Raw genomic sequence first — 22,819 nt, 5'->3', positions numbered from 1 at the left:
ACGAAATCCCGCTTGGCTACACCGTCGACATCGGCTCATGCTCGAGCCGACAGGATGCTTGCGCATTCGCGGGCGCTCGACCCGCCCCCAAGAGCAGGATGCGAAAAAGTGGGAACCGGTTTTTCGCATTGATCCTGCTCTAACTCTTGGATGAGAGACGGATTCAGATTTCAGATGGGATCACTCAGTGATCTCATCTGAAATCATCCAGCTCTTGCGACCGACAGGATTTTCGGCATGCCGACCTTGCACGTCTCCTCGCTGTCGCGGCTCCACGAGACCGTGGCCGCCGTGCGCGCCAGCCATGTGGTGACGCTGATCAACGTCAACACGGTGGTCGAGCGGCCCGCCGGCATCGCTCCGGAGCGCCATCTCTTCCTCGGCATGTCCGACATCGTCGCGCCGATGGACGGGCACATCATACCGGCCGAGGCGCATGTCGAGCGCTTCCTGGGCTTCGTCGGCGAATGGGACCGCGCCGCGCCGCTGGTGATCCATTGCTGGGCCGGCATCAGCCGCTCGACGGCAGCAGCCTTCATCGCCGCCTGCGCTCTCGGGCCGGGGCGCAATGAGGAGGAGATCGCCAGCGCCTTGCGCACCGCCTCGCCCTCGGCGACCCCGAATGCGCGGCTCGTCGCCATCGCCGACGGGATGCTCGGCCGGCATGGCCGGATGAGCGCCGCGATCGAGCGGATCGGCCGGGGCGAAGATGCCTTCGAGGGCACGCCGTTTCAGCTCGCCTTGGCCTGAAAGGCGGGCGGAATCCGGCTTTCAGGCCCGGCAGCATCGTGCGGGCTGCGGCGTAGCTCGCGTCGAACAAGTCGCGATTTTTCCGTTCCGACGCAGAATATTGCTTGCGCCCGCCGGATTTTGCGACAATGCATCCGGCAAGAGGGGTTTTGCCAGCGCCATGACGATCGAACTCGATTCCCGCGACCGCTCCATCCTGCGCATCCTGCAGATGGACGGGCGGATCACCAATTCCGACCTCGCCGAGAAGGTGCATCTGTCGCCCTCGGCCTGCCTGCGCCGGGTCCGCCAGCTCGAGGAGAGCGGGCTGATCCGTGGCTATGCGATGCTGCTCGACGACAAGATCGCGGGCTTTCCCGGCACCGCCTTCGTCTTCGTCACACTCGACCAGCAGGGCCGCGCTTCGCTCGAAGGCTTCGAGCAGGCGGTGCAGAACCTGCCCGAGATCCTGGAATGCCATCTGCTCGCCGGCGCGCATGATTATCTGATGCGCGTGATCTACCGCGACAGCGCCGATTTCGAACGCATCCACACCGACATCATCACGCAATTGCCGGGCGTCACCCGCGTGCAATCGACGCTGACGCTGCGCACCATCAAGAAGAGTTCGGCGCTGCCGGTGTGACGCCCGGGGTTGCGGCACGCGCCCTGGAGACCGATAAGCTCTGGTCAAATGGGAATCGCGCCAGTGACCGAAGCCAAGCAGAACTCAGACATCGCCGCCCTGCCCTTCGAAGCGGCGCTCAAGGAACTCGAGGCGATCGTCGCCAAGCTCGAGCGCGGCGACGTGCCGCTCGAGGAATCGATCGACATCTACACGCGCGGCGAGGCCCTGAAGGCGCGCTGCGACGCGCTATTGAAGCAGGCCGAGGCGCGCATCGAGAAGATCACGCTGGGCGCCGACGGCAAGCCGACCGGGACCGCGCCGCTCGACGTCGAAAACTGAGCGCGGGCAGCTTCGGGGGATGACCGGGGTTCCAAAGATCGCGGCAAGGCCCGCGCCGGCGCTGACGCTGCCTCTCGCCTTCGAGACGCAGCTGACATTGGCGGACGTCACCGAAGCCTCCCTGCTCGCCAACGCCCCGCTGATCCGGCCCAACCGCCGGCGCCTGCTGACCATCGGCCTGCCGAGCCTGTGGTTCTTCGCCATCCTCGGTGCCTTCGCCGGTTGGCGCCCCGCCCGCAGCCCGTTGAGCTTGGCGCAGCTCGGCGATTTCCTGACCATCTTCATCGGCGACATGCCCTTCTACCTGCTGCTCGTCATCTCGGCGGGGGTCGTGCTGTGGTGGCTGATCCATCCCTGGCGGATGCGGCGGCTCATGCAAAAGGCCCTGCGCGCCGCCGGCTTCGAGACGCCGATCCTGCTGCGCTACGTCATCGCAGCCGACGGGCTGACGACGCGGGAGCCGCAGCGCGAGAGCTTCACGCCGTGGCGCCACATCTCCAGGCTGGATGAGGGGCGCGATCACCTCTTCTTCGTGCTGCCGTCGCAGGAGGAAACGGTCGCGCTGCCGAAGCGGGCCATTCCCGCCGGCCAGATCGACACCCTGCGCAGCTGGCTGGAACAGTGGATCGGCGCGCCGCAGGTGCTGCCGGAGCCGCCTGCTCCGCCGCAGGAGGCCCTCAGCTTCGAGGTCGTCATGGAACCGAGGGACTGGGCCGCCCATGTCGCCTGGTATCAGGATCTGCCCGCGCTGCGCCGCGCGCGCCGATGGGGCATCGTCCGCAACTGGCTGCTGGCGAGCCTTGCGGTGCCGGTCCTCACTATTGCGGCCTGGGCACTCGATACGGAGCGGCTGCCGGTCTCGCTGGCCCTGCCGATCTTCTGGGACCTGTTCCCCAGCTTCTTCTGGAAACCCGCGCTGGCCTTCGGCGTGCTGGCGGCGCTGCGGCTTGCCTTCGACAGACCGCTGATGCGCTGGTTCGCCGGCCACTCGGGCGCCATGCTGAATAAGAGCACGAGCAAGACGCCGAACCGCTTCGTGGTCGACGACAGCGGCATCCTCACGGTCAAAGGCGCCGCCACCACCTTTGTCAAATGGCCGGGCGTGATCGGCCTCGAGCGCCTGCCGGAGCATTGGCTAATGCGGATCAGCCGGGGCTCGACGCTGATCGTGCCGCGGCGCGCCCTGGATCCGGCGCAGGCCGAACGCCTGGAAGCGTTGTGCTCCCACCACATTCAGCAGGCATGATGCGACAGGAGGGACGCGTCATGAAGGTTCTCGCCGCATCCGTCGTCGCCACGGGCCTCAGCCTCTCCGCACTGCAGGCTGGCGCGCAGGAGCGCGTGCTGCGCATGGATGACGGGCTCCAGCTCACCCTCCCCGAGGGCTGGCGCCTGGACGAGGCCGGCGACAACCCGTTCGACGCGACCGGCCGCAGGCGTGTGCATCTCGTCTGCGAAACGCCGGCCTGCAAGCATACGCAGGAGACCTGCACCTTCGTGCTGCGCACCAAACCGGTGGCGGGCGCAAACGACGCGGCCCGCCTCGCCAGCCTCTACGAATCCCCGCTCACCCGCTATGCCCGCCTGAAGAGCGTGCTGAAGAGCACCAGCAAGGACGCCGAGATCCGCCAGGACCTCGCCATCCGGCGTATCGGCGAACGCGACTGGTACGTCGTCGAGACCGATGCACGGCACAACTACAAATCCGGGTTCTTCGCCGAGACGGTCATCGACGGGACTTATCTCGGGGCCATCTGCAAGACCTGCGAAACCGGCGAAATCCGCCATCAGGGCGGCCAGCAGATGCTGATGAGCCTGAGGTCTGACAAGACGCGATCCGCCGCCCTGCGATAGGGCGGAGGCGCCTCGATCGCGTTCCGCTCTCCCGGTGCCGACTAGATGGTTTTCCAGACAACCTGTGCCGTCATTGCGAGGAGCGCGAGCGACGAAGCAATCCATGTGTGGACGGCCCCTTATTTGCAAGATGGAAGCTGTGGTTGGTCTGGTCGCTTGCGGTCATGTGTCCGGCCTGTTTGTGCGGGGTTTCCGCTGGCCAAGATGGTTTCCGCGGCGAGGGAGCCAAACAGGATAGCGACCTGTGACGGCCACTGGATTGCGCGGCATCGCCCTCGTCGAGGATCGACCGATCCCACCATCTGCTCCTTGTCTTGCAAGCTCGGCTCGCCGGCGCGGCGGAGGTTGGTGTCCGCGCCGGGATCTCGGTCAGGCAGCGGCCGGGCAGGCCTCTGGCCGCGCGTCGCTCGTGCGATAGCGTCCGCCCCTCGCCAGGAGGGCCCAGGCGATGCGGGCGAGCTTGTTGGCGAGTGCGATCGCGGCGAGCTTGGGTGGCTTGCGGGCGAGCAGGCTCGTGAGCCAGGGCATCGGCCGCCGGGCCTTGCCGCGCCGCACCTGCCAGACGACCGCCGTCGCGCCGACCACGAGGAGGCTGCGCAAGGTCTCGTCGCCGGCCCGCGTGATCCGGCCGAGGCGGGTTTTGCCGGCGGTCGAGTGGTCCTTCGGCGTCAGTCCGATCCAGGCCGCGAAATCCCGCCCCGACCGGAAGGCTTCGGGATGGGGCGTCTTCATCACGAGCGTGGTGGCGATGATCGGGCCGATCCCCGGCACCTCGGCCAGCCGGCGCGAGGCCTCGTTCGCAAGATGCCAGGCCTTCAGCCGCACCTCGATGGCACAAAGGCGCTCTTCGAGCTCGGCGAGTTCGAGGGCGAGCTCGGCGAACATCTCTCGGGCCAGGGGCGGGATCTCCGGATCGTCCTGCACCGTCTCCAGGAGCGGGCGCACATGCGCGGCGCCTTTGGCTCCCACATGGCCGAACTCGGCCCCATAGCCCCGGATCGTGTTGGCGAGCTGCGTCCGCCGCCGCCCCAGCCGTTCCCGCATCCCGGCCAACATCAGGTCGGCCTGCTGCCCGGCGCTCTTCATCGGCACGAAGCGCATGCTCGGCCGCCCGGCCGCCTCGCACAAGGCCTCCGCATCGGCCGCGTCGTTCTTGCCACGCTTCACATAGGGCTTGGCGAGCTGCGGCGCGATCAGCCGCACATCGTGACCCATCGCCGTCAGCACCCTGGCCCAGTGATGCGAGGCCCCGCACGCCTCCAGGACCACCAACGTCGGCGGAAGACGGGCGAAGAACGCCTCCATCGCCGACCGGCTCAGCTTGCGCTTCAGCACCACTCGCTCCGCCGCGTCGACCCCGTGCAGTTGAAAAAGACGCTTCGACGTATCCAACCCAATGCGTATAACCTGATCCATGGACGGCCTCCTCAGATGGTGTTTCGACAACCTCATCTTGGCACACAGATGCCGATCGGGGGCCGTCCACCCCAACAGGAGGGCTCGCTCTACGCCCTCTGGATTGCTTCGCTGCGCTCGCAATGACGGGGCAGGTTACGTGGAAAGCCATCTAACCGGCGCCGGCCCCTGTCGGCAGGCCGACGACCAGCTCCTCCACCAAGCGCGCAACATGCTGGACCGCAGGATCGCGGGCGCGGCGCTTGTGCCAGGCGATGTGCAGCGGGAAGCCCTCGACCGCGATCGGCGGCGGCAATGCGATGAGGCTTTCCCGGCCGGAGAGTGGCAGGCAGCGGCTCGGCAGCAGCACGATCATGTCCGAGCCCGCGAGCAGCGGCGGCACCATCAGGAAGCTTGGCACGACCATGCCGACATGGCGCTTACGGCCGAGCCGCGCCAGGGCTTCGTCCAGCGCGCCATGGGTCTCGCCGCGCCCCGAGACCAGGACATGCGGATAGGCCAGCCAGCGATCGAGATCGAAATCGACAGCCGCCGGGTGACCCTTGCGCATCGCAACGCGATAGGTCTCGCGCAGCAATTCCTGGCGCGTGAAATCGGCCTCGACCGAGGGAAAGACCGAGACCGCGAGATCGATCGTGCCCCGCGCCAGTCCTTCGAGCGCAGCGCCTGCGCCATGCCAGGGCATGATGGCGATGGTGATCCCTAGTGCGGTCGCGGCCAGCCGCCGGTGCAGCGATTGCGCGATGAGCGCGGCGGGATGATCGGCCATGACGATCCGCACCGTCTGCCGGATCGTCGACAGGTCGGGCTCCTGCTGCCGCAACAGCGCCGCCATGCCGGCCAGCACATCCTTGACCGGCTGCGCCAGCGCCTGGGCCTTCGGCGTCAGCACCATGCCCCCGGCGCCGCGTTCCAGCAGCCTGTCGCCGAAGAGCTGGCGGCAGCGCTCGAGTGCGCTCGATGCCGCGGGCTGCGACAGGCCGAGACGCTCGGCCGCCCGCGAGACATGAGCCTCTTCGAGCAGCGCGTCGAGGATGACGAGCAGGTTGAGATCGACGGCACGCAAATTCATGGGATGGATGATACTGTATACAAATCATCCATTGGAATGATTTTCTGGCGCGCAGCATTCTCCGGTCACCGCAAAGGAGATTGCCATGCCCAAGACCCTGATCCTGCTGTTCCACCCCCGCTATGCGCAGTCGCGCGCCAACCGGGCGCTCGTCGAGGCCGCCCGCCCGCTGCCGGATGTCGAGATCGCCGACATGGAGGCGCTTTATCCGGATGGCCGGGTAGACGCCGATGTCGAGGTCGCGCGCCTCATCGCAGCCGACAGCATCGTCTTCCAGTTCCCGGTGCAATGGTACGCGACCCCTCCGCTACTCAAGGCCTGGCAGGACGCCGTTCTGACGCGGATGTTCTACATCGCCTATGAAACGGAGGGTGCGAAACTCGCCGGCAAGCCGCTGCTAGTCGTCGCCACCGCGGGCAACACCTGCCAAGCCTATGCGCCGGACGGCGCCAACCTATTCCCGCTGCGGGACCTTCTGAAGCCGCTTAGGGCCACCGCCCATCGCTGCGACCTCGCCTGGGCCGAGCCCTTCCTGATCTACAATGCGCACAAGGCCGACGACGAGGCGCTGCAGGCAGCGGCCGAGCACTATGTCGCGCGGCTCGGGCGGCTTGCCGCCCCTGCGTCACGAGGCGAGGCCGCCTGAGCATGCCGGGCTGCCCAGCGCTGAGCGCTCTTGCCGGAGCCGATCAATCCCGTCAGATTCAGGCGAAGCAAGGAGCCATGCTCATGTCCCAGCTACCTGACGAAGATCCCGTCCTGGGCGATGCCCGCTCCTGCCAGGCGATCGAGCAGGTGATCGTGCCGCGCGCACGCGATCTCGGCGGCTTCTCGGTCAGGCGGGCCCTGCCCTCGATCGGGCGCAAGATGGTCGGCCCTTTCATCTTCTTCGACCAGATGGGCCCGGCCGAGTTCCATCTCGGCGAGGGGCTCGACGTGCGCCCGCACCCACATATCGGGCTCTCCACGGTGACCTATCTCTTCGACGGCGAGATCATGCATCGCGATTCACTCGGCACCGCGCTCGCCATCAAGCCCGGCGCCGTCAATCTGATGACGGCCGGGCGCGGCATCGTCCATTCCGAGCGCACCGGCCTCGAGGCGCGCGCCAGCGGCCCGCGCCTCTACGGCATCCAGGCCTGGCTCGCCTTGCCCAAGACGCATGAGGAGAACGCGCCGGAGTTCATCCATCACGCCGCGCCCGAGCTGCCGCGCCTCAATGAGGGCGGAAAGCGCATCAGCCTGATCATGGGTTCAGCCTATGGCCAGACCTCGCCGGTGAAATTCCCCTGGGAGGCGCTCTATGCCGAGGCCGTGCTCTCGCCCGGCGCGATCCTGCCGCTCGACCCCGACTATGACGAGCGCGCGATCTATATCGTGACGGGCAAGGTCGACATCGCCGGCGACGAGTTCGGCGCCGGCCAATTGCTGATCTTCAAGCCCGGCGACCGCATCTCGATCCTCGCCGTCGACCAGACCCGCCTGATGATCGTCGGCGGCGAGCCGATGGATGGGCCGCGCCATATCTGGTGGAACTTCGTCTCCTCCTCGAAGGAGCGCATCGACCAGGCCAAGGCGGAGTGGAAGGCCGGCCGCTTCGACACCGTGCCCGGCGACGAGACCGAGTTCATTCCGCTGCCGGAGGGCTGAGAGAAGCTCAGGCTGCAGCCACCCCGCGCCCCCCTCGAAAGCCACCATGCCTATGCAACGGGATTTGCTCACGCCCAACCCGGGCTCGACAATGCTGCGCGGCTTTCTCTGGGCCGGGCTCAGCGTCTCGATCTTTTCGGGCTGGTTCGTCGTCACGCGCTTCAGCGTCACCCGCATCCTCAGCGTCTGGGACCTGACCGCGCTGCGCTACGGCATCGGTGCGCTCCTGCTCGCGCCGGTGCTGCTGCGCGGCTTGCCGCCCCGAGCCTGGCGCAATGGCTTCGTCTTCGCGCTGCTCTGGGGCGCTCCCTTCGCGATTCTGGTCGCACTCGGCGTGCAGATGACCTCGGCCGCCCGCGCCGCCTCGGTGACGCCGACATTGATGCCGGTCTTCGCCGGCTTGCTGGGCTGGATGCTGCTGCGCGAGCGCCCCGGCACGATCCGGCTCGCCGGCTATGCCGCCATTGCCGCTGGGCTTGGCGGCCTCGTTCTGACCGCGAATGGCGGGCAGGCCGCGCCAAGCCTGCTCGGGCTCGGCCTTCTCGCGCTCGCGGCGGCGATGTGGGCCAGCTACACGCTGCTCCTGCGCCGCAGCGGCCTGAGCGCGATCCAGTCGGCGGCGCTGATCTGCTTCTGGTCGGCGGTGATCTTCGTGCCGGTCTATCTCGTCCTCGGCATCAGCCGTCTCGGACAGGCCCCGACCGCCGAGATCGCGGTCCAGGGCTTCTATCAGGGCGTGCTGATGAGCAGCGTCGCATTGATCAGCTTCAATCGCGGCGTGGCCCTGCTGGGCTCCGCGGCAGCGGCTGCGATGATCGCGCTGGTGCCGGTCGCCGCCTCGCTCCTCGCCATCGTCTTTCTTGGCGAGGTTCCAGCGGTGACGGAAGGGGTTTCGATCGCGATCATCGTCGCTGGCGTGCTGCTGGCGGCGCGCCCCGCCCGCTCATGACCGACCGATGCACCATCCCAGCACGATAATCGTTTGACATTTGTAGCTTTCAGGCTACATATCGACTATGCAGATTGAGGTTCTGCCGGCATTCGATCGGTGGCTTGCTGGTATACGTGATGCCGAAGCCCGGCGTCGGATCGCGACGCGCCTGCTTCGGCTGCAGCGAGGCAACCCCGGCGACGGACGCTTCCTGCGCGACGGCGTCAGCGAACTGAAGATCGATCATGGGCCGGGATATCGCGTCTACTACGCGAAACGCGGCGACATCCTCCTCCTGCTCCTCGGTGGCGGCGACAAAGCTACGCAAGCCAGGGATATCGAGAAAGCGATTGGCGACCTGAAAGGATGGCAGCATGAGCGGAAATCCTGACCATATCTCCAGGCCATTCGACATTGCCGAACTCGTCGGCGATCCAATCGTCGCGCAGGGCTTCATTGCAGACGCCGTTGCCACAGGGGACGCGGCCGAGATCGCAGAAGCGATCGGCATTGTCGCGCGAGCACAAGGCATGTCGAAGCTGGCCAGCGACGCCGGGATGTCGCGCGAATCGCTGTATCGGGCCCTCAGCCCCAAGGGAAATCCGACACTCAGCACCTTGCTCGTCGTCCTGAAAGCGCTCGGCTTCAAGCTCAGCGGCGTCGAACGTATCAATCCCGCGTGACGAGAGACGGGGCCGGTTCGGCGATTGGCCCCAGACCCTGGCCCTCCGGGTGCTAACCTCTCATGCCCGGACCATCGGCATCATTTCGCCCTCCGGCATGGTCCTGAGCCCAGGCATCCGCGACGCCAGGATCGCCAGCGTCGAGAGCGCAAAAAGCCCGACCGGCAGCAGCATCGCTATCTGCAGTCCGAGCCATTCGCCAGCGAGACCTCCCGCCAGCGCCCCGACCGGCCGCATGCCGTACATCGCCGTGGTGAGCGTGGCGCTGACGCGGCCGAGCAGGCCCTGCGGTGTCACCGCCTGGCGCAGGCTGGTCTGGGTGATGAACCAGAGGATCGGCCCGAAGCCGAACAGGAAGAAGGCGAGCGCCAGCGCCGGCCAGCCGAGCGAGGCCGGGGCAAGCGCGAGCAGTCCTGCTCCGAATAATGACGAAGCCGGACCGAAGACGAGCAAGAGGCCGGTCGGCAGTCTTGCGATCAAGATGGGGCCGCTGAGCGCGCCCACGATCAGGCCCGCGCCATAGACGGAGGACGCAAGGCCGATCGTCTCGGGCGCCAGCAGCAGGACGCGGGCTGCATAAGGCGTGACGATCGCGAGGAAGGCGAAGAAGGCCATGTTCCAGCCGATGGCGCAGAGTGCGATCGGCCGCAGATAAGGATGGCGCGCTACAAAAGCACCGCCCTCGGCAATGGCGCGATGCAGCGGCTGACGCGGCTGGGCGGGCGGACGGTTTCCCGGCAGGCGCGTGGCGGCGACGAGCACGACGAGGCCTGCCAGCGCGCATAGGACAAGGCCGAGCGCACCCATGCCACGCGCCACCGCCCAGCCGGCGATCAGCGGGGCGGCCAGGCTGAAGCAGGCGCGGCCGAGCTCGAGCCGGCCATTGGCGCTCGGCAATGTCGACACCGCGACCATGCGCGGCAGCAGCACGAAGATCGACAGCGCGATCACCACCGGCCCCGAAGCCGCGATGAAGGTCGAGAGGCCCAGGGGCCATCCGACCAGGCCCAGCGCCAGCAGCCCTGCCCCCATCAGCGAGCCCGCCAGCATCAGCCCGCCGCCGAGCATGACAAGGCTCCGCGGCGCGATCCGGTCGGCGAAGACGCCGGCCGGCAGCGAGACCAGCAACCAGGCCGCCGATTGCGCCGCCACCAGCAGACCGACCAGGCGCGGGCTCGCCCCACCTTGCGTCGCGGCCAGCGAAATCGTGTCGAGCGCCAGCTTGTCGGCGAATTGCGAGGAGACGCCGGCGAGGAGAAGAGCGATCGGGACGGGCGACGACATGGGGGCGTTTCCTGCTTGCGGGAGACCGCAAACTCGCCCATCGCCGGGGACGAACCCACCCGTTTCCTGTCGTCTTTGCCTTACCAGAGGATATTGTCGTGGCTCAGAAACGCGCCGTCATCCCGGACGTAGCGAAGCGAAGATCCGGGATCCATCGTAGAGCCAAGCCCGTCAAAGGATTGGCCCTCCGATGGATCCCGGATCGGCGCTGCTTCGCAGCTTGTCCGGGATGACGGCGCGGTTCCGCGGATAATCAGCCTGCCCCGGAATGACGGAGAGGTTTGCGCCTCCTACGCCACCATCGCCGGCACGCGCTTGTGGTAGTCCGTCGCCTGCTGCAGCGCGTAGCCGATGCGCAGCGCCATCGCCTCCTCATAGCCCGCGCAGCAGATCTGCAAGGAGAGCGGCAGGCCGCCAGTGGTGAAGCCGTTGGGCAGCGAGAGTGCACACATCTCCATGAAATTGCCGAAGCGGGTGAAACGCGAGGGCATCAGGTCCTGGTCGACCTCGTCGAGCCTGATCGCCGCCATCGCCGTGCTCGGCGTCAGCAGCGCGTCGACGCCCGCCATCGCCGCCGCCATCAGGGCCTTGCACTCGACCTGCTGGCGCTTGGTCGCAAGATAGTCCTGGGCCGAGACCCTGGCCCCGACGAGCACGCGGGCCCTGACGACATCGTCCATCACCACGCCGGCGTCGTCCGCCATCGCGCCGTCGTTGAAATACGCCTCCGCCTCCAGGATCGCCTGCGCCCTGGTGAAATCGCTGAAGGTGAAGGGCAGCACGACATCGACGATCTCGGCGCCGAGCCCGGCCAGCGTCTCGAGCGAGCGGTCATAGGCCGCCAGCACCTCCTCCGCGCAGCCCGCGCGTTCGGAGGCCGGCATCCGCCCGAGCCGCAGGCCCCGCACGCCGCGCTTCAGCGTCGGCAGCGGATCGACGGGCAGGATGCCGCGCGTATTGGGATCGAGCGGATCGGGCCCCTGCAGCACATTGTAGAGCAGCGCCACATCCTCGACATCGCGCGCCATCGGACCCGGCGTGTCGAGCGAGGTCGAGAGCGGCAGGATGCCATAGGTCGAGGCCCGACCGATGGTGAGCTTGAGACCGGTCAAGCCGCAGAAGGCGGCTGGCAGGCGGACCGAGCCGCCGGTGTCGGTGCCGATCGCCCAGGGCGCGAGGCGCGCCGCCACCGCCACGCCCGAGCCGTTGCTGGAGCCGCCGGGCGTGCGCGCATGCTCGGGGTCCCAGGGGTTCCAGGGCGTGCCCATATGCTGGTTCGTGCCCCAGCCGCCGAAGGCGAACTCGACGGTATGGGTCTTGCCGAGCACGATCATGCCCTGCGCGATCATACGCCTGGCGATCGTCGCGGTCACGGTCGAGCGGCGCGTGCGCCAATTCGCCGAGCCGCCGGTGGTGATGCGGCCCTCCAGCTCGATCAGATCCTTCAGCGCCACCGGCACGCCATGGAGCGGGCCGACGGCATGGCCGGAGCGGATCGCCTTGTCGGCGCCCTCGGCCGCAAGCCTGGCGTCCATGCCGTAGACGGCGACGAAGGACTGAAGTTTCGGCTCGAATCTGTCGATGCGCTTCAGGAACGCATCGACGACATCGACGGGCGACAATCTTTTGGCGGCGATCTCGCGGGCCAGCACATGGGCCGGCAGGAAGGCGAGGTCGGTGAGGTGGCGCGAGACGTCGTTCATGGGATCACTGCATGCTCACGAGGGTCAGGTCGACGAACCAGGATTGCGGCGAGACGAAGCCCTTGACCTTGCCCGACATCGCGCGCGGGTTGAGATCATGGACGATATAAAGCCAGGGCGGATTATCGACGAGCCGCTCATGGGCGATGGCGGTCTGCTCCGCGACCACCTTCGGATCGTTCGTGGCGGCCAGCTTCGCGAAGGCCGCCTCGAAGACGTCGTCCTTCCACTGCGCGAAGTTGAAGCCGTTGGGCGGCGCGCCGGCGGCCGCGAAATAGCGCGCCATCACCGCGACATCCGATGAGGGCGAGCTGATGTTCAGGCTCAGCGAACCGTTCAGCGCGGGCGCGTCCGGCAAGGCGCGCATATTGTTCAGCAGCACCTGCCATTCCGAGACGACGAACTCGACATTGACGCCGCAGGCCTCCTTGAGATTGGCCTGCAGGAACTCGTTCATCGGCAGCGGCGACATCTGGCCGGAGCCCGAGGTCGAGATCATCACCTTGAAGGAGAGCGGCTTCTGCGCGCTGTAGCCGGCCTGCGCCAGCAGGGCCTTGCCCTTAGCGGGGTCGAAGCCGTAGCGGTTCACCGGCTTGCCGAAATCGGGATCGCTCGCCTTGAGCCAGCCGACCGCCGGCTCGGCCGTGCCGTTGAGCAATTCGACGATGCCGGCGCGGTCGATGCAGTAGTTCAGCGCCTGGCGGACCTTGACGTCCTTGAAGGGGCTGTTGGTCGCGCCGATGCTGTAGAACCACGGCCAGACATGCGGGTAGGAGCCAGTGACGATCGAGAAGCCGGCCTGCTTCAGCGAGGGGATGCCGTCGGCGGGCGGAACCTCGATCCAGTCGACCTGGCCGGTGCGCAAGGCGGCGAGCCGCGCATTCGCCTCCGGGATCGGCTGCAGCACGACCCTCTCGAGCTTGGCCTTCTTGGCCGTATCCCAGTAGCCGTCATTGCGGATCAGCTCGACCCGCTCACGCGGAGCGACGCTGCCGATCCGGAAAGGCCCGGTTCCGGCCGACCCGACCAGCCCGACCTTGGCCCAGTCGCGCCCCGCCTTTTCGAAGGAGGCCGGCGAAGAGAGCAGGATCAGCGCCGCCATATAGGGATAATAGGAGGCCGGGCTCGCGGTGGTGATCGCCACCGTCATGGCGTCGAGCTTGCGGTAGCCCGTCGTGATCGGCGCGCGCGCCCGCACGATGCCAGCCGCCGGCGGCTCGAATTGCGGGACGTCCTTGTTGAAATAGCGCTCCAGGTTCCAGATCACCGCATCGGCGTCGAAGGCAGTGCCGTCATGGAAGGTCACGCCGCGGCGCAGATGGAAGATCCAGGTCTTGGGGTCGTCGGGCGACTGCTCCCAACGCTCGGCCAGGCCCGGGCGCAGCGGCGCCAGCCGATCCGTCGTGGTCAGGTCCCAGAGCACCAGGCTCTCGAAGACCGGATAGCCGAGGAAGCGCATGCCCTCGAAGCCGTTATTGGGCATGCCGGTCGTGGTCGGGATGTCCGAGGCGGTCATCGCGATGCGCAAAGTCTGGGCCGTGGCCGCTTGCGCAACGAGCAGAGCGCAGCCGATGCCGGCGAGCGCGCCGCGCAAGGCCGGTTTCCAACGGGTGAAGGCTGCGATCGATGACCAACGAAAACGGCTTTCCGGCATGTCGTCTCCTTGAGTGGCGGCTCTCGCAGGGCAAGTTCGAACCCAGTTATCGCAATTTGCAGGCCAGCGGCATTCGGGCAAGGCCCGGGTACCAACCTCCGCAAGTGCATATCTGCCGCGCCCCGACGCCCTTGTGTCGATCCATGCCGATGCGATAGACCGAGACCCGTGACCAAGCGCCCCTTCACCCCGTTGCTCGACCGCGTTCAGACGCCTCAGGATCTGCGCAAGCTCTCCGAGAGCGAATTGCGCCAGCTCGCCGATGAATTGCGGCTGGAGACGATCGACGCGGTCTCCGTCACCGGCGGCCATCTCGGCGCGGGGCTCGGCGTGGTCGAGCTCACGGTCGCGCTGCATCACGTCTTCAATACGCCCGATGACCGGCTGATCTGGGATGTCGGCCACCAGGCCTATCCGCACAAGATCCTGACCGGCCGGCGCGAGCGCATCCGCACGCTGCGCCAGCCCGGTGGCCTGTCCGGCTTCACCAAGCGCTCCGAGAGCGAATACGATCCCTTCGGCGCGGCGCATTCCTCGACCTCGATCTCGGCCGGGCTCGGCATGGCGGTGGCGCGCGATCTTTCGGGCAAGCCCAACAATGTCATCGCCGTGATCGGCGACGGCGCGATGTCGGCCGGCATGGCCTATGAGGCGATGAACAATGCCGGTGCGCTCGGCTCGCGCCTCGTCGTCATCCTGAACGACAACGACATGTCGATAGCCCCGCCAGTGGGGGCGATGTCGGCCTATCTCGCCAGGCTCGTCTCGGGCCGGACCTATCGCTCGCTGCGCGAGGTCGCCAAGCATCTGGCCGAGCGGCTGCCGCGCTTCTTCCACGACAAGGCCAAGCGCACGGAAGAATATGCGCGCGGGTTCTGGACCGGCGGCACGCTGTTCGAGGAACTCGGCTTCTACTATGTCGGGCCGATCGACGGGCATAATCTCGACCATCTCCTGCCGGTGCTGCGCAATGTGCGCGACGCCGGCAACGGCCCGATCCTCGTCCATGTCGTGACGCAGAAGGGCAAGGGTTATGCCCCGGCCGAGGCCACGCCCGACAAGTATCATGCAGTGGTCAAGTTCGATCCGGTCACGGGCCAGCAGGCCAAGGCCCCGGCCAATGCGCCGAGCTACACCTCCGTCTTCGGCAACGCACTGATCAAGGCCGCGCGCGAGGACGACAAGATCGTCGCCGTGACCGCCGCCATGCCGTCGGGCACCGGGCTCGACGCCTTCGGCAAGGAATTCCCCGGCCGGACCTTCGATGTCGGCATCGCCGAGCAGCATGCGGTCACCTTCGCAGCCGGGCTCGCCACGGAAGGCTACAAGCCGTTCTGCGCGATCTATTCGACCTTCCTGCAGCGCGCCTATGATCAGGTCGTGCATGACGTCGCGATCCAGAAGCTGCCGGTTCGCTTCGCGCTCGACCGCGCCGGGCTCGTCGGCGCGGACGGTGCCACCCATGCGGGCGCTTTCGACATCGCCTATCTCGCCTGCCTGCCCGACATGGTGGTGATGGCGGCCGCAGACGAGGCCGAACTGACCCATATGGTCGCCACGGCAGCGGCCTTCGACGAAGGGCCGATCGCCCTGCGCTATCCGCGCGGCGAAGGCGTCGGCGTCGAGATCCCGCAGATCGGCGTACCCCTGGAGATCGGCCGCGGCCGCGTGGTGCGCGAGGGTACGCGCGTCGCGCTGCTCTCGCTCGGCACAAGGCTGGCGGAATGCCTGATGGCGGCCGAGCAGCTCGGCCAGCGCGGGCTTTCGACCAGCGTCGTCGATGCGCGCTTCGCAAAACCGCTCGACGAGGCGCTGATCCTGCGGCTCGCCCGCGAGCACGAGATCCTGGTCACGGTCGAGGAAGGCTCGATCGGCGGCTTCGGCAGCCATGTGCTGCATCTCTTGGCGCGCAGCGGCATGCTCGATGGCGGGCTCAAGGTCCGGACCCTGACCCTGCCCGACATCTTCCAGGACCAGGACAAGCCCGAGGCGATGTACGCCCAGGCCGGGCTCGACGCCGCGGGCATCGTGCGCACCGTCGAAGGCGCCCTCGGCGTCCCGAGCGCGATCAAGCGGGCCTGAGCGCGTTTCGCGCGCCGTCATGAAGACCCGGGCCGACCAGCTGCTCGTCGAGCGCGGCATCTTCGAGAGCCGGGCGCGGGCGCAGGCCGCCATCACGGCAGGGCTCGTCACGGCGGACGGCGCGGTCGTCCGCAAGGCATCAGTGATGCTGGCCTCGAATGCGCAGGTCACGGCGGAGGCGCCCCACCCTTACGTCTCGCGCGGCGGCCTCAAGCTCGCAGCCGCGCTCGACGCCTTCGGCTTCGATCCCAAAGGCCGTGTCTGCCTCGATGTCGGCGCCTCGACCGGCGGCTTCACCGACGTCCTGCTGAAGCGCGGCGCGGCCCATGTCACCGCCGTCGATGTCGGCCGCGAGCAGTTCCACGCCTCGCTGCGCGGCCATCCGCGTGTGCGCAGCCTGGAGGGGCAGGATGTGCGCAAGCTCGCGCCGTCGGATCTGCCGGCCCCCCCTTCACTGGCGGCGATCGATGTCAGCTTCATATCGCTCAAGCTCGTCCTGCCCGCCGTCGCTGCGCTGCTGGCTCCCGAGGCTGGGATCGCGGCCTTGATCAAGCCGCAGTTCGAGGCCGGCCGGGCGGCGCTGAAGAAGGGCGTCGTGCGCGACGAGGCCGTGCATGAGCGCGTCTGCGCCGAGATCACCGCCACGCTGGAAGCCCTCGGCTTCGCGATCCTGGGGCTCACCCCCTCCCCGATCGAAGGCGGCGACGGCAACCGCGAATTCCTGATCGGCGCCAAGCGCGGTTAGAGCGTCATCCACGCAGCTTGAACCGTCATTGCGAGCACCCGGGTCTTGCCTTCGGCAAGCCCGAGTACAGGCTCCGCGAAGCAATCCAGGGGCCGTCGAGCGAGACCTTCTGGATTGCTTCGTCGCTATCGCTCCTCGCAATGACGGGTCCCCGCTTCGCCGCGCTCGTAACTGTCAGCGCGAAAACAGCGCGTCGATCTCGCTCTGCAGGCCACGCGCCTCGATGCCGCCGAGATCGACCTGCCCGTTGGCGTTGATGAACTGCGTCGCGCGGCCGATCAGGCTGCGCAGCGCTTCGCTGGCGACCTCGACGACGGCCAGCGCATCCCGCTCCTCCCGCAGATCCGCCAGCAATGCGGTCACCGTCGCGATCAGCCGGTTCATGGCGCGACAGAGCTCTTCGAAGGCCTGCCTGCGCGCGGGATCGAGAGCCTCATAGGCCTGGAGCGCCGAAGCGGCGCAGCGCAATTGCGACGCCTCGAAATGCCCGCGATAATCGACGACGCGCCAATCCTTGAGATCGTCGAGGATACCGAGATCCATCGGCGCCATCTCGATCAGCATCAGCGCTTCGCCGTAGCGGTTGAGATAGTCGGTCGACAGATGGGGTCCGGCCGTTATGTCCGGCACGTCATCCTCGGCAGCAGCCGGCGCTCGCATCGCAGAGACGGTCATCAAGAGCCCCGAGAATGCGGGGACTATGCGTGTTCAAAGACAAATAAAGTGTTGATCGCGCCTGCCGCACTCGCCACATCTGTCACCTCATGTGCGGCCGCTACGCCATCACCCTGCCCCCCGAGGCGATGCAGAAGCTTTTCGCCTATGGCGAGCGGCCGAACTTCCCGCCGCGCTACAACATCGCGCCGACGCAGCCCGTGCCGGTGGTGCGGCTGGACGGGGGCGTGCGCCAGTTCATCCTGATGCGCTGGGGCTTCATCCCCGGCTGGGTCAAGGATGTGAAGAGCTTCCCGCTGGTGATCAATGTCCGGGGCGAGAGCGCGCGCGAAAAACCCTCCTTCCGCGCGGCCTTCATCCGCCGGCGCTGCCTGATGCCGGCCGACGGCTTCTATGAATGGCACCGCACCGGCCAGGGCCGCCAATCGGAAAACCACGCCTTCCTGTTCCGCCGGCCCGATCGCGGCCTGTTCGCTTTTGCGGCGCTCTGGGAAACCTGGCATTCGCCCGACGGCTCGGAGATCGACACCGTCGCCCTGGTCAACGGCCCTGCCAATGGCTTGATGTCGGCGATCCATGATCGCTGCCCGGTGATCCTCGATCCCCGCGATTACGACGCCTGGCTCGATCCCGCCGCCACGCCCGACGAGGCCGCGACGCTGCTGCGCCCGCCCTCGGAGGACCTGCTGGAGATGGTGCGCATCGGCACCGCCGTGAACAAGGTCGTCAATGACGGGCCGCAGGTCCAGGAGCCGTTCGACGCCTCGGCCGCGCCAGCAGCTTCGGCCGCGCCCGCCCCTGCACCAGCGCGCCATGCGCGCAAGGCGACCCGCAACCCCGAAAACGATGGGCAAGGCAGCCTGTTCTGAGGCGCGAATTGTGGTCTGATCGGCGCACGCGCCGACGAGACCTGCGGCGAGAACCCGAGGATCAGATTCGATGCATGGCCGCCGCCCGACGATGAGCTCCCGCCACGGCATGGTCGCCGCCGCCCATCCCCTGGCGGCGCAGGCCGGCGCGCGCCTGCTCGCCCAGGGCGGCAACGCTTTTGACGCCATCGCCGCGACCGCAGCGGCGCTCAACGTGGTCGAGCCCTTCATGTCGAGCCTGTTCGGCATGGGCTCGGCGACGATGTGGGTCGCGGCCGAGAGCCGCATCCGGGTGCTCGATTTCGTGCCGCCGATCCAGGCGAGCTTCCCGGCCGAGCGCTTCAGCAAGCGCTCCGATCTCGAACGCGGCGCGCTCTCCGTCGCCATGCCGGGCAATCTCGCCGGCTGGTGCGAGATCGCCGGCAGATATGGCCGCAAGCCGCTCAGCGATATCCTGGCGCCGGCCATCGCGCTTGCCCAGGGCGGCTTCCCGCTCGCCGAATTCGGCGTCGACGAGTTCAACGAGCAAGCGCCGCTGCTCAAGGCCTGGCCCGAGCTCTATCCGGCCTTCGCCCAGGCCTATCTGCCCGATGGCGGCCCGGTGAAGCTCGGCACGCTGCTGCGCCAGCCCGACCTCGCGCGCACCCTCTCCGAGATCGCGGCGAACGGCCCCGATCATCTCTATCGCGGCGCGCTCGGCGAACGCATCGTCGCGCATCTCGCCTCGCTCGGCGGCACGATGACGATGGCCGATCTCGCCGCCGTCGCCCCGCGCTGGCGCGAGCCGCTGAGCGCCTCCTATCGCGGCCTGGACATCCATGTGCCACCGCCGACCTGCGAGGCCTTCCAGTTCCTCCTGTCCCTGCGAATTCTTGAAGGCTTCGAGATCGGCGCCCTCGCCAAGGACGGGCCGGAGCATCTCGACCTGGTCTATCGCGCCATCCGGCTCGCGGCCGGCATCCGCATCGCCCACAACAACCCCTCGCCGGACAAGCTCGCCGAGATCCTCTCGGACGCCTTCATCGAACAATTGCGGGCGCGCGTGCGCGACGGCCAACCGATCACCGGCCCGACCGAGCAATGGACGCCGCAGGAGGGCGAGGACCCGGCCCACACCACCTCGTTTTCGGTCGGCGACGCCGAGGGCAATCTGATCTGCATCACCAACAGCCTGGGCGCGCCCTTCGGCAGCGGCGTCGTGGTGCCGGGCACCGGGCTTTGCCTCAACAACTTCCTCTATTGGGCCGACGTCCAGACCGGCAGCCCCAACCGCTCCCAAGCCGGCTCGGAACTGCCGATGTGCATGTCGCCGAGCATCTCGACGCGGGACGGCAAGCCGGTGCTCGCGCTCGGCACGCCCGGCAGCTACGGCATCATGCAGACGCAGGCGCAGGCGATGGTGCAATATCTCGACTTCGCCTTGCCCTTGCAGGAGGCGATCGAGGCGCCACGCGCCAGGCTCTGGGACGGCCGCTTCATCGAGGCCGAGAACCGCATCGCGCCGGAGACGATCGCCGAGCTCCAGCGACGCGGCCATGCGATCGAGGCCTTCGATGTCGGCTGGACGATGCGCTGCGGCGGCATGCAGGCGGTGGCGCGCGATCCCGCGACGGGGGTGCTGACCGGCGCAGCCGATCCGCGGCGGGATGGGTATGTGGTGGCGGTGTGAGAGGCCGGAAGACGTCAAGCGACACTTGACACATGACGCGCCTCGGACTACCTGATCCATGTGGATATCGAGAGCATCAGGCATAAGGCGCTCCGGAATTTCGCGGAGACAGGCAACGCCAAGGGGCTATCCGGCAATCTCGTCGGACGGCTCCGGAACATGCTGGCCTATCTGACTGTGATCGAGACCATGGAGGAGCTGAAAGTCCCGCCGAACTACGGAGCCCATATGCTGACGGGCGATCGGGACGGTGTCTGGTCGCTCACCGTGACGAAGAACTGGCGAATGACCTTTCGCATCAATGACGCTCGCGCGATCGAGGACATGGACCTGGAGGATTATCACTGATGGCCATCAAGCTTCACCCGAGCTTCGCCGTCCATCCCGGCGAATGGCTCAGGACCGAGATCGTCGCGCCGCATGGGCTCAGCGTCACCGTCGCGGCCGAAAAGCTGGGTGTGACCCGTCAGGCCATGAGCAACCTGCTGAACGGCCATGCCGGCCTCTCGGCCGAAATGGCGATCCGCTTCGAGAAGGCCTTCGGCCTGCGCGCCGACACGATGCTGCGGATGCAGGCCGCTCACGACCTCGCCAAGGCACGGGCGCATGAGAAGGACATCAAGGTGGAGCGGGTCGCGGCGGCGGCGTGAGGGAGGTTGTTCAGCTTCGGGGAGCAGGCCGAGATTCTACTGCTAGCCTCCGTGGGTGGGAATGAGGTGAACATGGGTCGGAGAGGCGTCCGGGCAACCACACCTTCTGAGATATCGAAACTGTCTGTCCAAGAGCTCGATCAGCAGATTACAGAAGCACGGGCTAAGGTTTCCTTCGCGACGAAGGCTTCTCTTCGTAATGCGACAGCGAAGCGCCTCCGGTTTTTGGAAGCCGCTCGTGCCCAAGCGGTGGTCAAGGACCGATCGGATTGGCAATCCGTCATACAGGGCTCTCCCCAGGACTTGGACCGCTTGAGGCTCATCGGCTGGGCGCACTGGAACCCTATCGGCCTTGAGGGGCCACCAGCCACGCCAGCCGACGAGTATGACGACTACCTAATGCAGGCGGCTGGCATGATTATCAGCGGTAGCTCGGAGGCTACAGTCGTTGACTACCTCGTGCGTTGCGCGGAGATCGATATGTGCATGGCACCTGCCGACCATAATGCAGCGCGAACTACTGCCGCCGCTATCAAAGCCCTCGTCGAAACCGATGATGCAAGACGGCGATAGCTATCCCAACAGCAACGAACGTCCCGTCATGGTCGGGCTTGTTGTCCCGACCATGACGAAAGGGCGCGAGGAACCCCTCTCCCGGATGGGAGAGGGGCAGGGGTGAGGGTGTGCCGCTGATCGTTGAGATGCAACCATGCCGCAGCGCCTTCTACCGGAAGGGCACACCCTCATCCGCCCCTGCCGGGGCACCTTCTCCCATCCGGGAGAAGGGAAGAATGCGTCGAGGCTCCCGTCAAAACTGCCCCCGCCGTTTCGCAGCAGACGCCCTGCGTCGCCGACATGCCCCCGCCCCGCCCGCTTCAGTCATCGGGCCGTGACTCCGCATGGATCATCTAGATAAACTGTCTACGCATTATCGTCTGCGTAGAATTTTATAATCGCCAACACAGCCAATCCGAACAAATTCTTCTCCGGGATCCATCATGACCACGCCGAATTTCGACTTGCTGATCGACCGCCGCGGCACGCATTCGGCGAAGTGGGATATGATGGAGGCGAATTTCGGCGTAGCCGCAGCCGACGGTATCGCCATGTGGGTGGCCGACATGGATTTCCAGCCGCCGGCCTGCGTGCAGGCGGCGGTCGAGGCGATGGCCGGCCATGGCGTCTACGGCTATTTCGGCGATGACCGGGCCTATCGCGACGCCATCCGCTGGTGGATGAAAAACCGCCATGGCTGGGAGGTCGAGCCGCAGGCGATCTTCACCACCCATGGGCTGGTCAACGGCACCGCGCTCTGCGTCGAGGCCTATAGCAAGCCCGGTGACGGCGTCGTGCTGATGACGCCGGTCTACCACGCCTTCGCCCGCATCGTCACTGCTGCCGGCCGGCGCGTGGTCGAATGCCCGCTCGCGCTCGCGGATGGGCGCTATGTCCTCGACATCCCCGGCTGGGATGCGCGCATGACCGGCAGCGAGCGCATGCTGATCCTGTGCTCGCCGCATAATCCGGGCGGGCGCGTCTGGACATCGGGCGAATTGCGCGCCATCGCCGATTTCTGCAAGCGCCACGATCTCATCCTCGTCTCCGACGAGATCCACCACGATCTGGTCATGCCCGGGCAGCGCCATACGGCCATGCCGCTCGCCGCACCCGATATCCTCGACCGCCTGGTGATGATGACGGCGACGACCAAGACCTTCAACCTCGCCGGCAGCCATATCGGCAACGTCATCATCCCCGATGAGGCGCTGCGCGGCCCCTTCCAGGCGCGGATGAACGCGCTCGGCATCTCCCCGAACTCCTTCGGCATGGCCATGGCGACGGCCGCCTACAGCCCCGAGGGCGCAGCCTGGGTCGATGCGCTGGTCGCCTATCTCGACGGTAACCGGCGCCTCTTCGACGAGGGCGTCAGCGCCGTTCCCGGCCTGAGCTCGATGGCGCTGGAAGCGACCTATCTCGGCTGGGTCGATTTCAGCGGGACCGGCATGGCCCCGGCCGAATTCATCGCTCGCGTCGAGAAACAGGCCCGGATCGCCGCCAATCACGGCGCGAGCTTCGGGCTGGGCGGCGATAATTACCTGCGCTTCAACCTCGCAACCCCGCGCGCCGTCGTCGCTGAAGCCGTCGAGCGCCTGCAGGGTGCGTTTGCCGATTTGCAGTAAGGGCCG

Annotated in this window: 23 protein-coding genes; 17 read left to right on the top strand and 6 right to left on the bottom strand. The window is 67.1% G+C overall.

Annotation, left to right across the window (positions count from 1 at the left end):
• The first annotated feature begins 237 nt into the window (after positions 1 to 237).
• From BHK69_RS11960 to BHK69_RS11940, 5 genes are all read left to right on the top strand, one after another.
• Entirely contained in the window at positions 238 to 750 is a 513-nt protein-coding gene (locus tag BHK69_RS11960) for a tyrosine phosphatase family protein (protein ID WP_069690297.1), read from the top strand.
• A 160-nt stretch (positions 751 to 910) separates the two neighbouring features.
• Complete coding sequence (locus BHK69_RS11955; RefSeq protein WP_069690296.1) at positions 911 to 1,375, top strand: Lrp/AsnC family transcriptional regulator; 465 nt, start codon at positions 911 to 913, stop codon at positions 1,373 to 1,375.
• Positions 1,376 to 1,423: 48 nt separating this feature from the next.
• Positions 1,424 to 1,696, top strand: a complete 273-nt coding sequence (locus tag BHK69_RS11950) for an exodeoxyribonuclease VII small subunit (protein WP_069690295.1) — start codon at positions 1,424 to 1,426, stop codon at positions 1,694 to 1,696.
• A gap of 19 nt (positions 1,697 to 1,715) precedes the next feature.
• Positions 1,716 to 2,942: a YcxB family protein gene (locus tag BHK69_RS11945; RefSeq protein ID WP_069690294.1), complete on the top strand. Its 1,227-nt coding sequence runs from the start codon at positions 1,716 to 1,718 to the stop codon at positions 2,940 to 2,942.
• 20 nt (positions 2,943 to 2,962) lie between these two features.
• Positions 2,963 to 3,550 (top strand): hypothetical protein, encoded by a 588-nt coding sequence (locus BHK69_RS11940; RefSeq protein ID WP_148663385.1) that lies wholly within the window; start codon positions 2,963 to 2,965, stop codon positions 3,548 to 3,550.
• A gap of 369 nt (positions 3,551 to 3,919) precedes the next feature.
• Here BHK69_RS11940 and BHK69_RS11935 read toward each other — a convergent pair whose 3' ends face one another.
• Positions 3,920 to 4,966 carry an IS110 family RNA-guided transposase gene (locus BHK69_RS11935; protein ID WP_069690292.1) on the bottom strand — a complete coding sequence of 349 codons (1,047 nt, stop codon included), beginning with the start codon at positions 4,964 to 4,966 and terminating at the stop codon, positions 3,920 to 3,922.
• Positions 4,967 to 5,117: 151 nt separating this feature from the next.
• The gene (locus tag BHK69_RS11930; protein ID WP_069690291.1) at positions 5,118 to 6,038 is read right to left on the bottom strand and encodes a LysR family transcriptional regulator; all 921 of its coding nucleotides are present in this window, start codon (positions 6,036 to 6,038) and stop codon (positions 5,118 to 5,120) included.
• A gap of 85 nt (positions 6,039 to 6,123) precedes the next feature.
• On the opposite strand from BHK69_RS11930, the gene BHK69_RS11925 reads away from it, so the two are divergent.
• The 5 genes from BHK69_RS11925 (at position 6,124) to BHK69_RS11905 (ending at position 9,302) form a co-directional block, all read left to right on the top strand.
• Positions 6,124 to 6,684 carry an NAD(P)H-dependent oxidoreductase gene (locus tag BHK69_RS11925; RefSeq protein WP_069690290.1) on the top strand — a complete coding sequence of 187 codons (561 nt, stop codon included), beginning with the start codon at positions 6,124 to 6,126 and terminating at the stop codon, positions 6,682 to 6,684.
• Positions 6,685 to 6,767: 83 nt separating this feature from the next.
• Positions 6,768 to 7,688: a pirin family protein gene (locus BHK69_RS11920; protein WP_069690289.1), complete on the top strand. Its 921-nt coding sequence runs from the start codon at positions 6,768 to 6,770 to the stop codon at positions 7,686 to 7,688.
• Between the two features lie 46 nt (positions 7,689 to 7,734).
• Positions 7,735 to 8,637 carry a DMT family transporter gene (locus BHK69_RS11915; RefSeq protein ID WP_069690288.1) on the top strand — a complete coding sequence of 301 codons (903 nt, stop codon included), beginning with the start codon at positions 7,735 to 7,737 and terminating at the stop codon, positions 8,635 to 8,637.
• Positions 8,638 to 8,704: 67 nt separating this feature from the next.
• On the top strand, positions 8,705 to 9,010 hold the full coding sequence (locus BHK69_RS31365; protein WP_083269273.1) for a type II toxin-antitoxin system RelE/ParE family toxin: 306 nt from the start codon (positions 8,705 to 8,707) through the stop codon (positions 9,008 to 9,010).
• Positions 8,994 to 9,302: an addiction module antidote protein gene (locus BHK69_RS11905; RefSeq protein ID WP_148663384.1), complete on the top strand. Its 309-nt coding sequence runs from the start codon at positions 8,994 to 8,996 to the stop codon at positions 9,300 to 9,302. The genes BHK69_RS31365 and BHK69_RS11905 overlap by 17 nt, the downstream gene beginning before the upstream one ends.
• A 60-nt stretch (positions 9,303 to 9,362) precedes the next feature.
• Here BHK69_RS11905 and BHK69_RS11900 read toward each other — a convergent pair whose 3' ends face one another.
• The 3 genes from BHK69_RS11900 to BHK69_RS11890 all read right to left on the bottom strand — a co-directional run bounded on the left by BHK69_RS11900 (position 9,363) and on the right by BHK69_RS11890 (position 13,943).
• Positions 9,363 to 10,586 carry an MFS transporter gene (locus tag BHK69_RS11900; RefSeq protein WP_069690286.1) on the bottom strand — a complete coding sequence of 408 codons (1,224 nt, stop codon included), beginning with the start codon at positions 10,584 to 10,586 and terminating at the stop codon, positions 9,363 to 9,365.
• 290 nt (positions 10,587 to 10,876) lie between these two features.
• Positions 10,877 to 12,289, bottom strand: coding sequence for an amidase (locus tag BHK69_RS11895; protein ID WP_069690285.1), 1,413 nt, complete (start codon positions 12,287 to 12,289; stop codon positions 10,877 to 10,879).
• Between the two features lie 4 nt (positions 12,290 to 12,293).
• Positions 12,294 to 13,943 (bottom strand): ABC transporter substrate-binding protein, encoded by a 1,650-nt coding sequence (locus BHK69_RS11890; protein WP_083269272.1) that lies wholly within the window; start codon positions 13,941 to 13,943, stop codon positions 12,294 to 12,296.
• A 168-nt stretch (positions 13,944 to 14,111) separates the two neighbouring features.
• Between BHK69_RS11890 and dxs the strand changes: the two genes are divergently transcribed.
• On the top strand, positions 14,112 to 16,025 hold the full coding sequence (dxs, locus tag BHK69_RS11885; protein ID WP_069690284.1) for a 1-deoxy-D-xylulose-5-phosphate synthase: 1,914 nt from the start codon (positions 14,112 to 14,114) through the stop codon (positions 16,023 to 16,025).
• A 19-nt stretch (positions 16,026 to 16,044) separates the two neighbouring features.
• Complete coding sequence (locus BHK69_RS11880) at positions 16,045 to 16,770, top strand: TlyA family RNA methyltransferase (protein WP_069690283.1); 726 nt, start codon at positions 16,045 to 16,047, stop codon at positions 16,768 to 16,770.
• 174 nt (positions 16,771 to 16,944) lie between these two features.
• Here BHK69_RS11880 and BHK69_RS11875 read toward each other — a convergent pair whose 3' ends face one another.
• The gene (locus BHK69_RS11875; RefSeq protein ID WP_069690282.1) at positions 16,945 to 17,445 is read right to left on the bottom strand and encodes a hypothetical protein; all 501 of its coding nucleotides are present in this window, start codon (positions 17,443 to 17,445) and stop codon (positions 16,945 to 16,947) included.
• An 89-nt stretch (positions 17,446 to 17,534) separates the two neighbouring features.
• Here BHK69_RS11875 and BHK69_RS11870 point away from each other — a divergent pair, with 89 nt between their 5' ends.
• The 5 genes from BHK69_RS11870 (at position 17,535) to BHK69_RS11845 (ending at position 22,813) form a co-directional block, all read left to right on the top strand.
• Positions 17,535 to 18,314, top strand: a complete 780-nt coding sequence (locus tag BHK69_RS11870; RefSeq protein WP_069690281.1) for an SOS response-associated peptidase — start codon at positions 17,535 to 17,537, stop codon at positions 18,312 to 18,314.
• A 70-nt stretch (positions 18,315 to 18,384) separates the two neighbouring features.
• On the top strand, positions 18,385 to 19,983 hold the full coding sequence (locus BHK69_RS11865) for a gamma-glutamyltransferase family protein (protein ID WP_069690280.1): 1,599 nt from the start codon (positions 18,385 to 18,387) through the stop codon (positions 19,981 to 19,983).
• A 60-nt stretch (positions 19,984 to 20,043) separates the two neighbouring features.
• Positions 20,044 to 20,331: a type II toxin-antitoxin system RelE/ParE family toxin gene (locus BHK69_RS11860; RefSeq protein ID WP_069690279.1), complete on the top strand. Its 288-nt coding sequence runs from the start codon at positions 20,044 to 20,046 to the stop codon at positions 20,329 to 20,331.
• Positions 20,331 to 20,633, top strand: coding sequence for a HigA family addiction module antitoxin (locus BHK69_RS11855; RefSeq protein ID WP_069690278.1), 303 nt, complete (start codon positions 20,331 to 20,333; stop codon positions 20,631 to 20,633). The genes BHK69_RS11860 and BHK69_RS11855 overlap by 1 nt, the downstream gene beginning before the upstream one ends.
• A 998-nt stretch (positions 20,634 to 21,631) precedes the next feature.
• Positions 21,632 to 22,813: a MalY/PatB family protein gene (locus BHK69_RS11845; protein WP_069690277.1), complete on the top strand. Its 1,182-nt coding sequence runs from the start codon at positions 21,632 to 21,634 to the stop codon at positions 22,811 to 22,813.
• The last annotated feature ends 6 nt before the right edge of the window (positions 22,814 to 22,819 follow it).

The sequence above is a fragment of the Bosea vaviloviae genome, from assembly GCF_001741865.1.
Lineage (GTDB): Bacteria > Pseudomonadota > Alphaproteobacteria > Rhizobiales > Beijerinckiaceae > Allobosea > Allobosea vaviloviae.
Note: the sequence above shows the minus strand (reverse complement) of the source record. Positions and strands in the feature narration are given on the sequence as shown.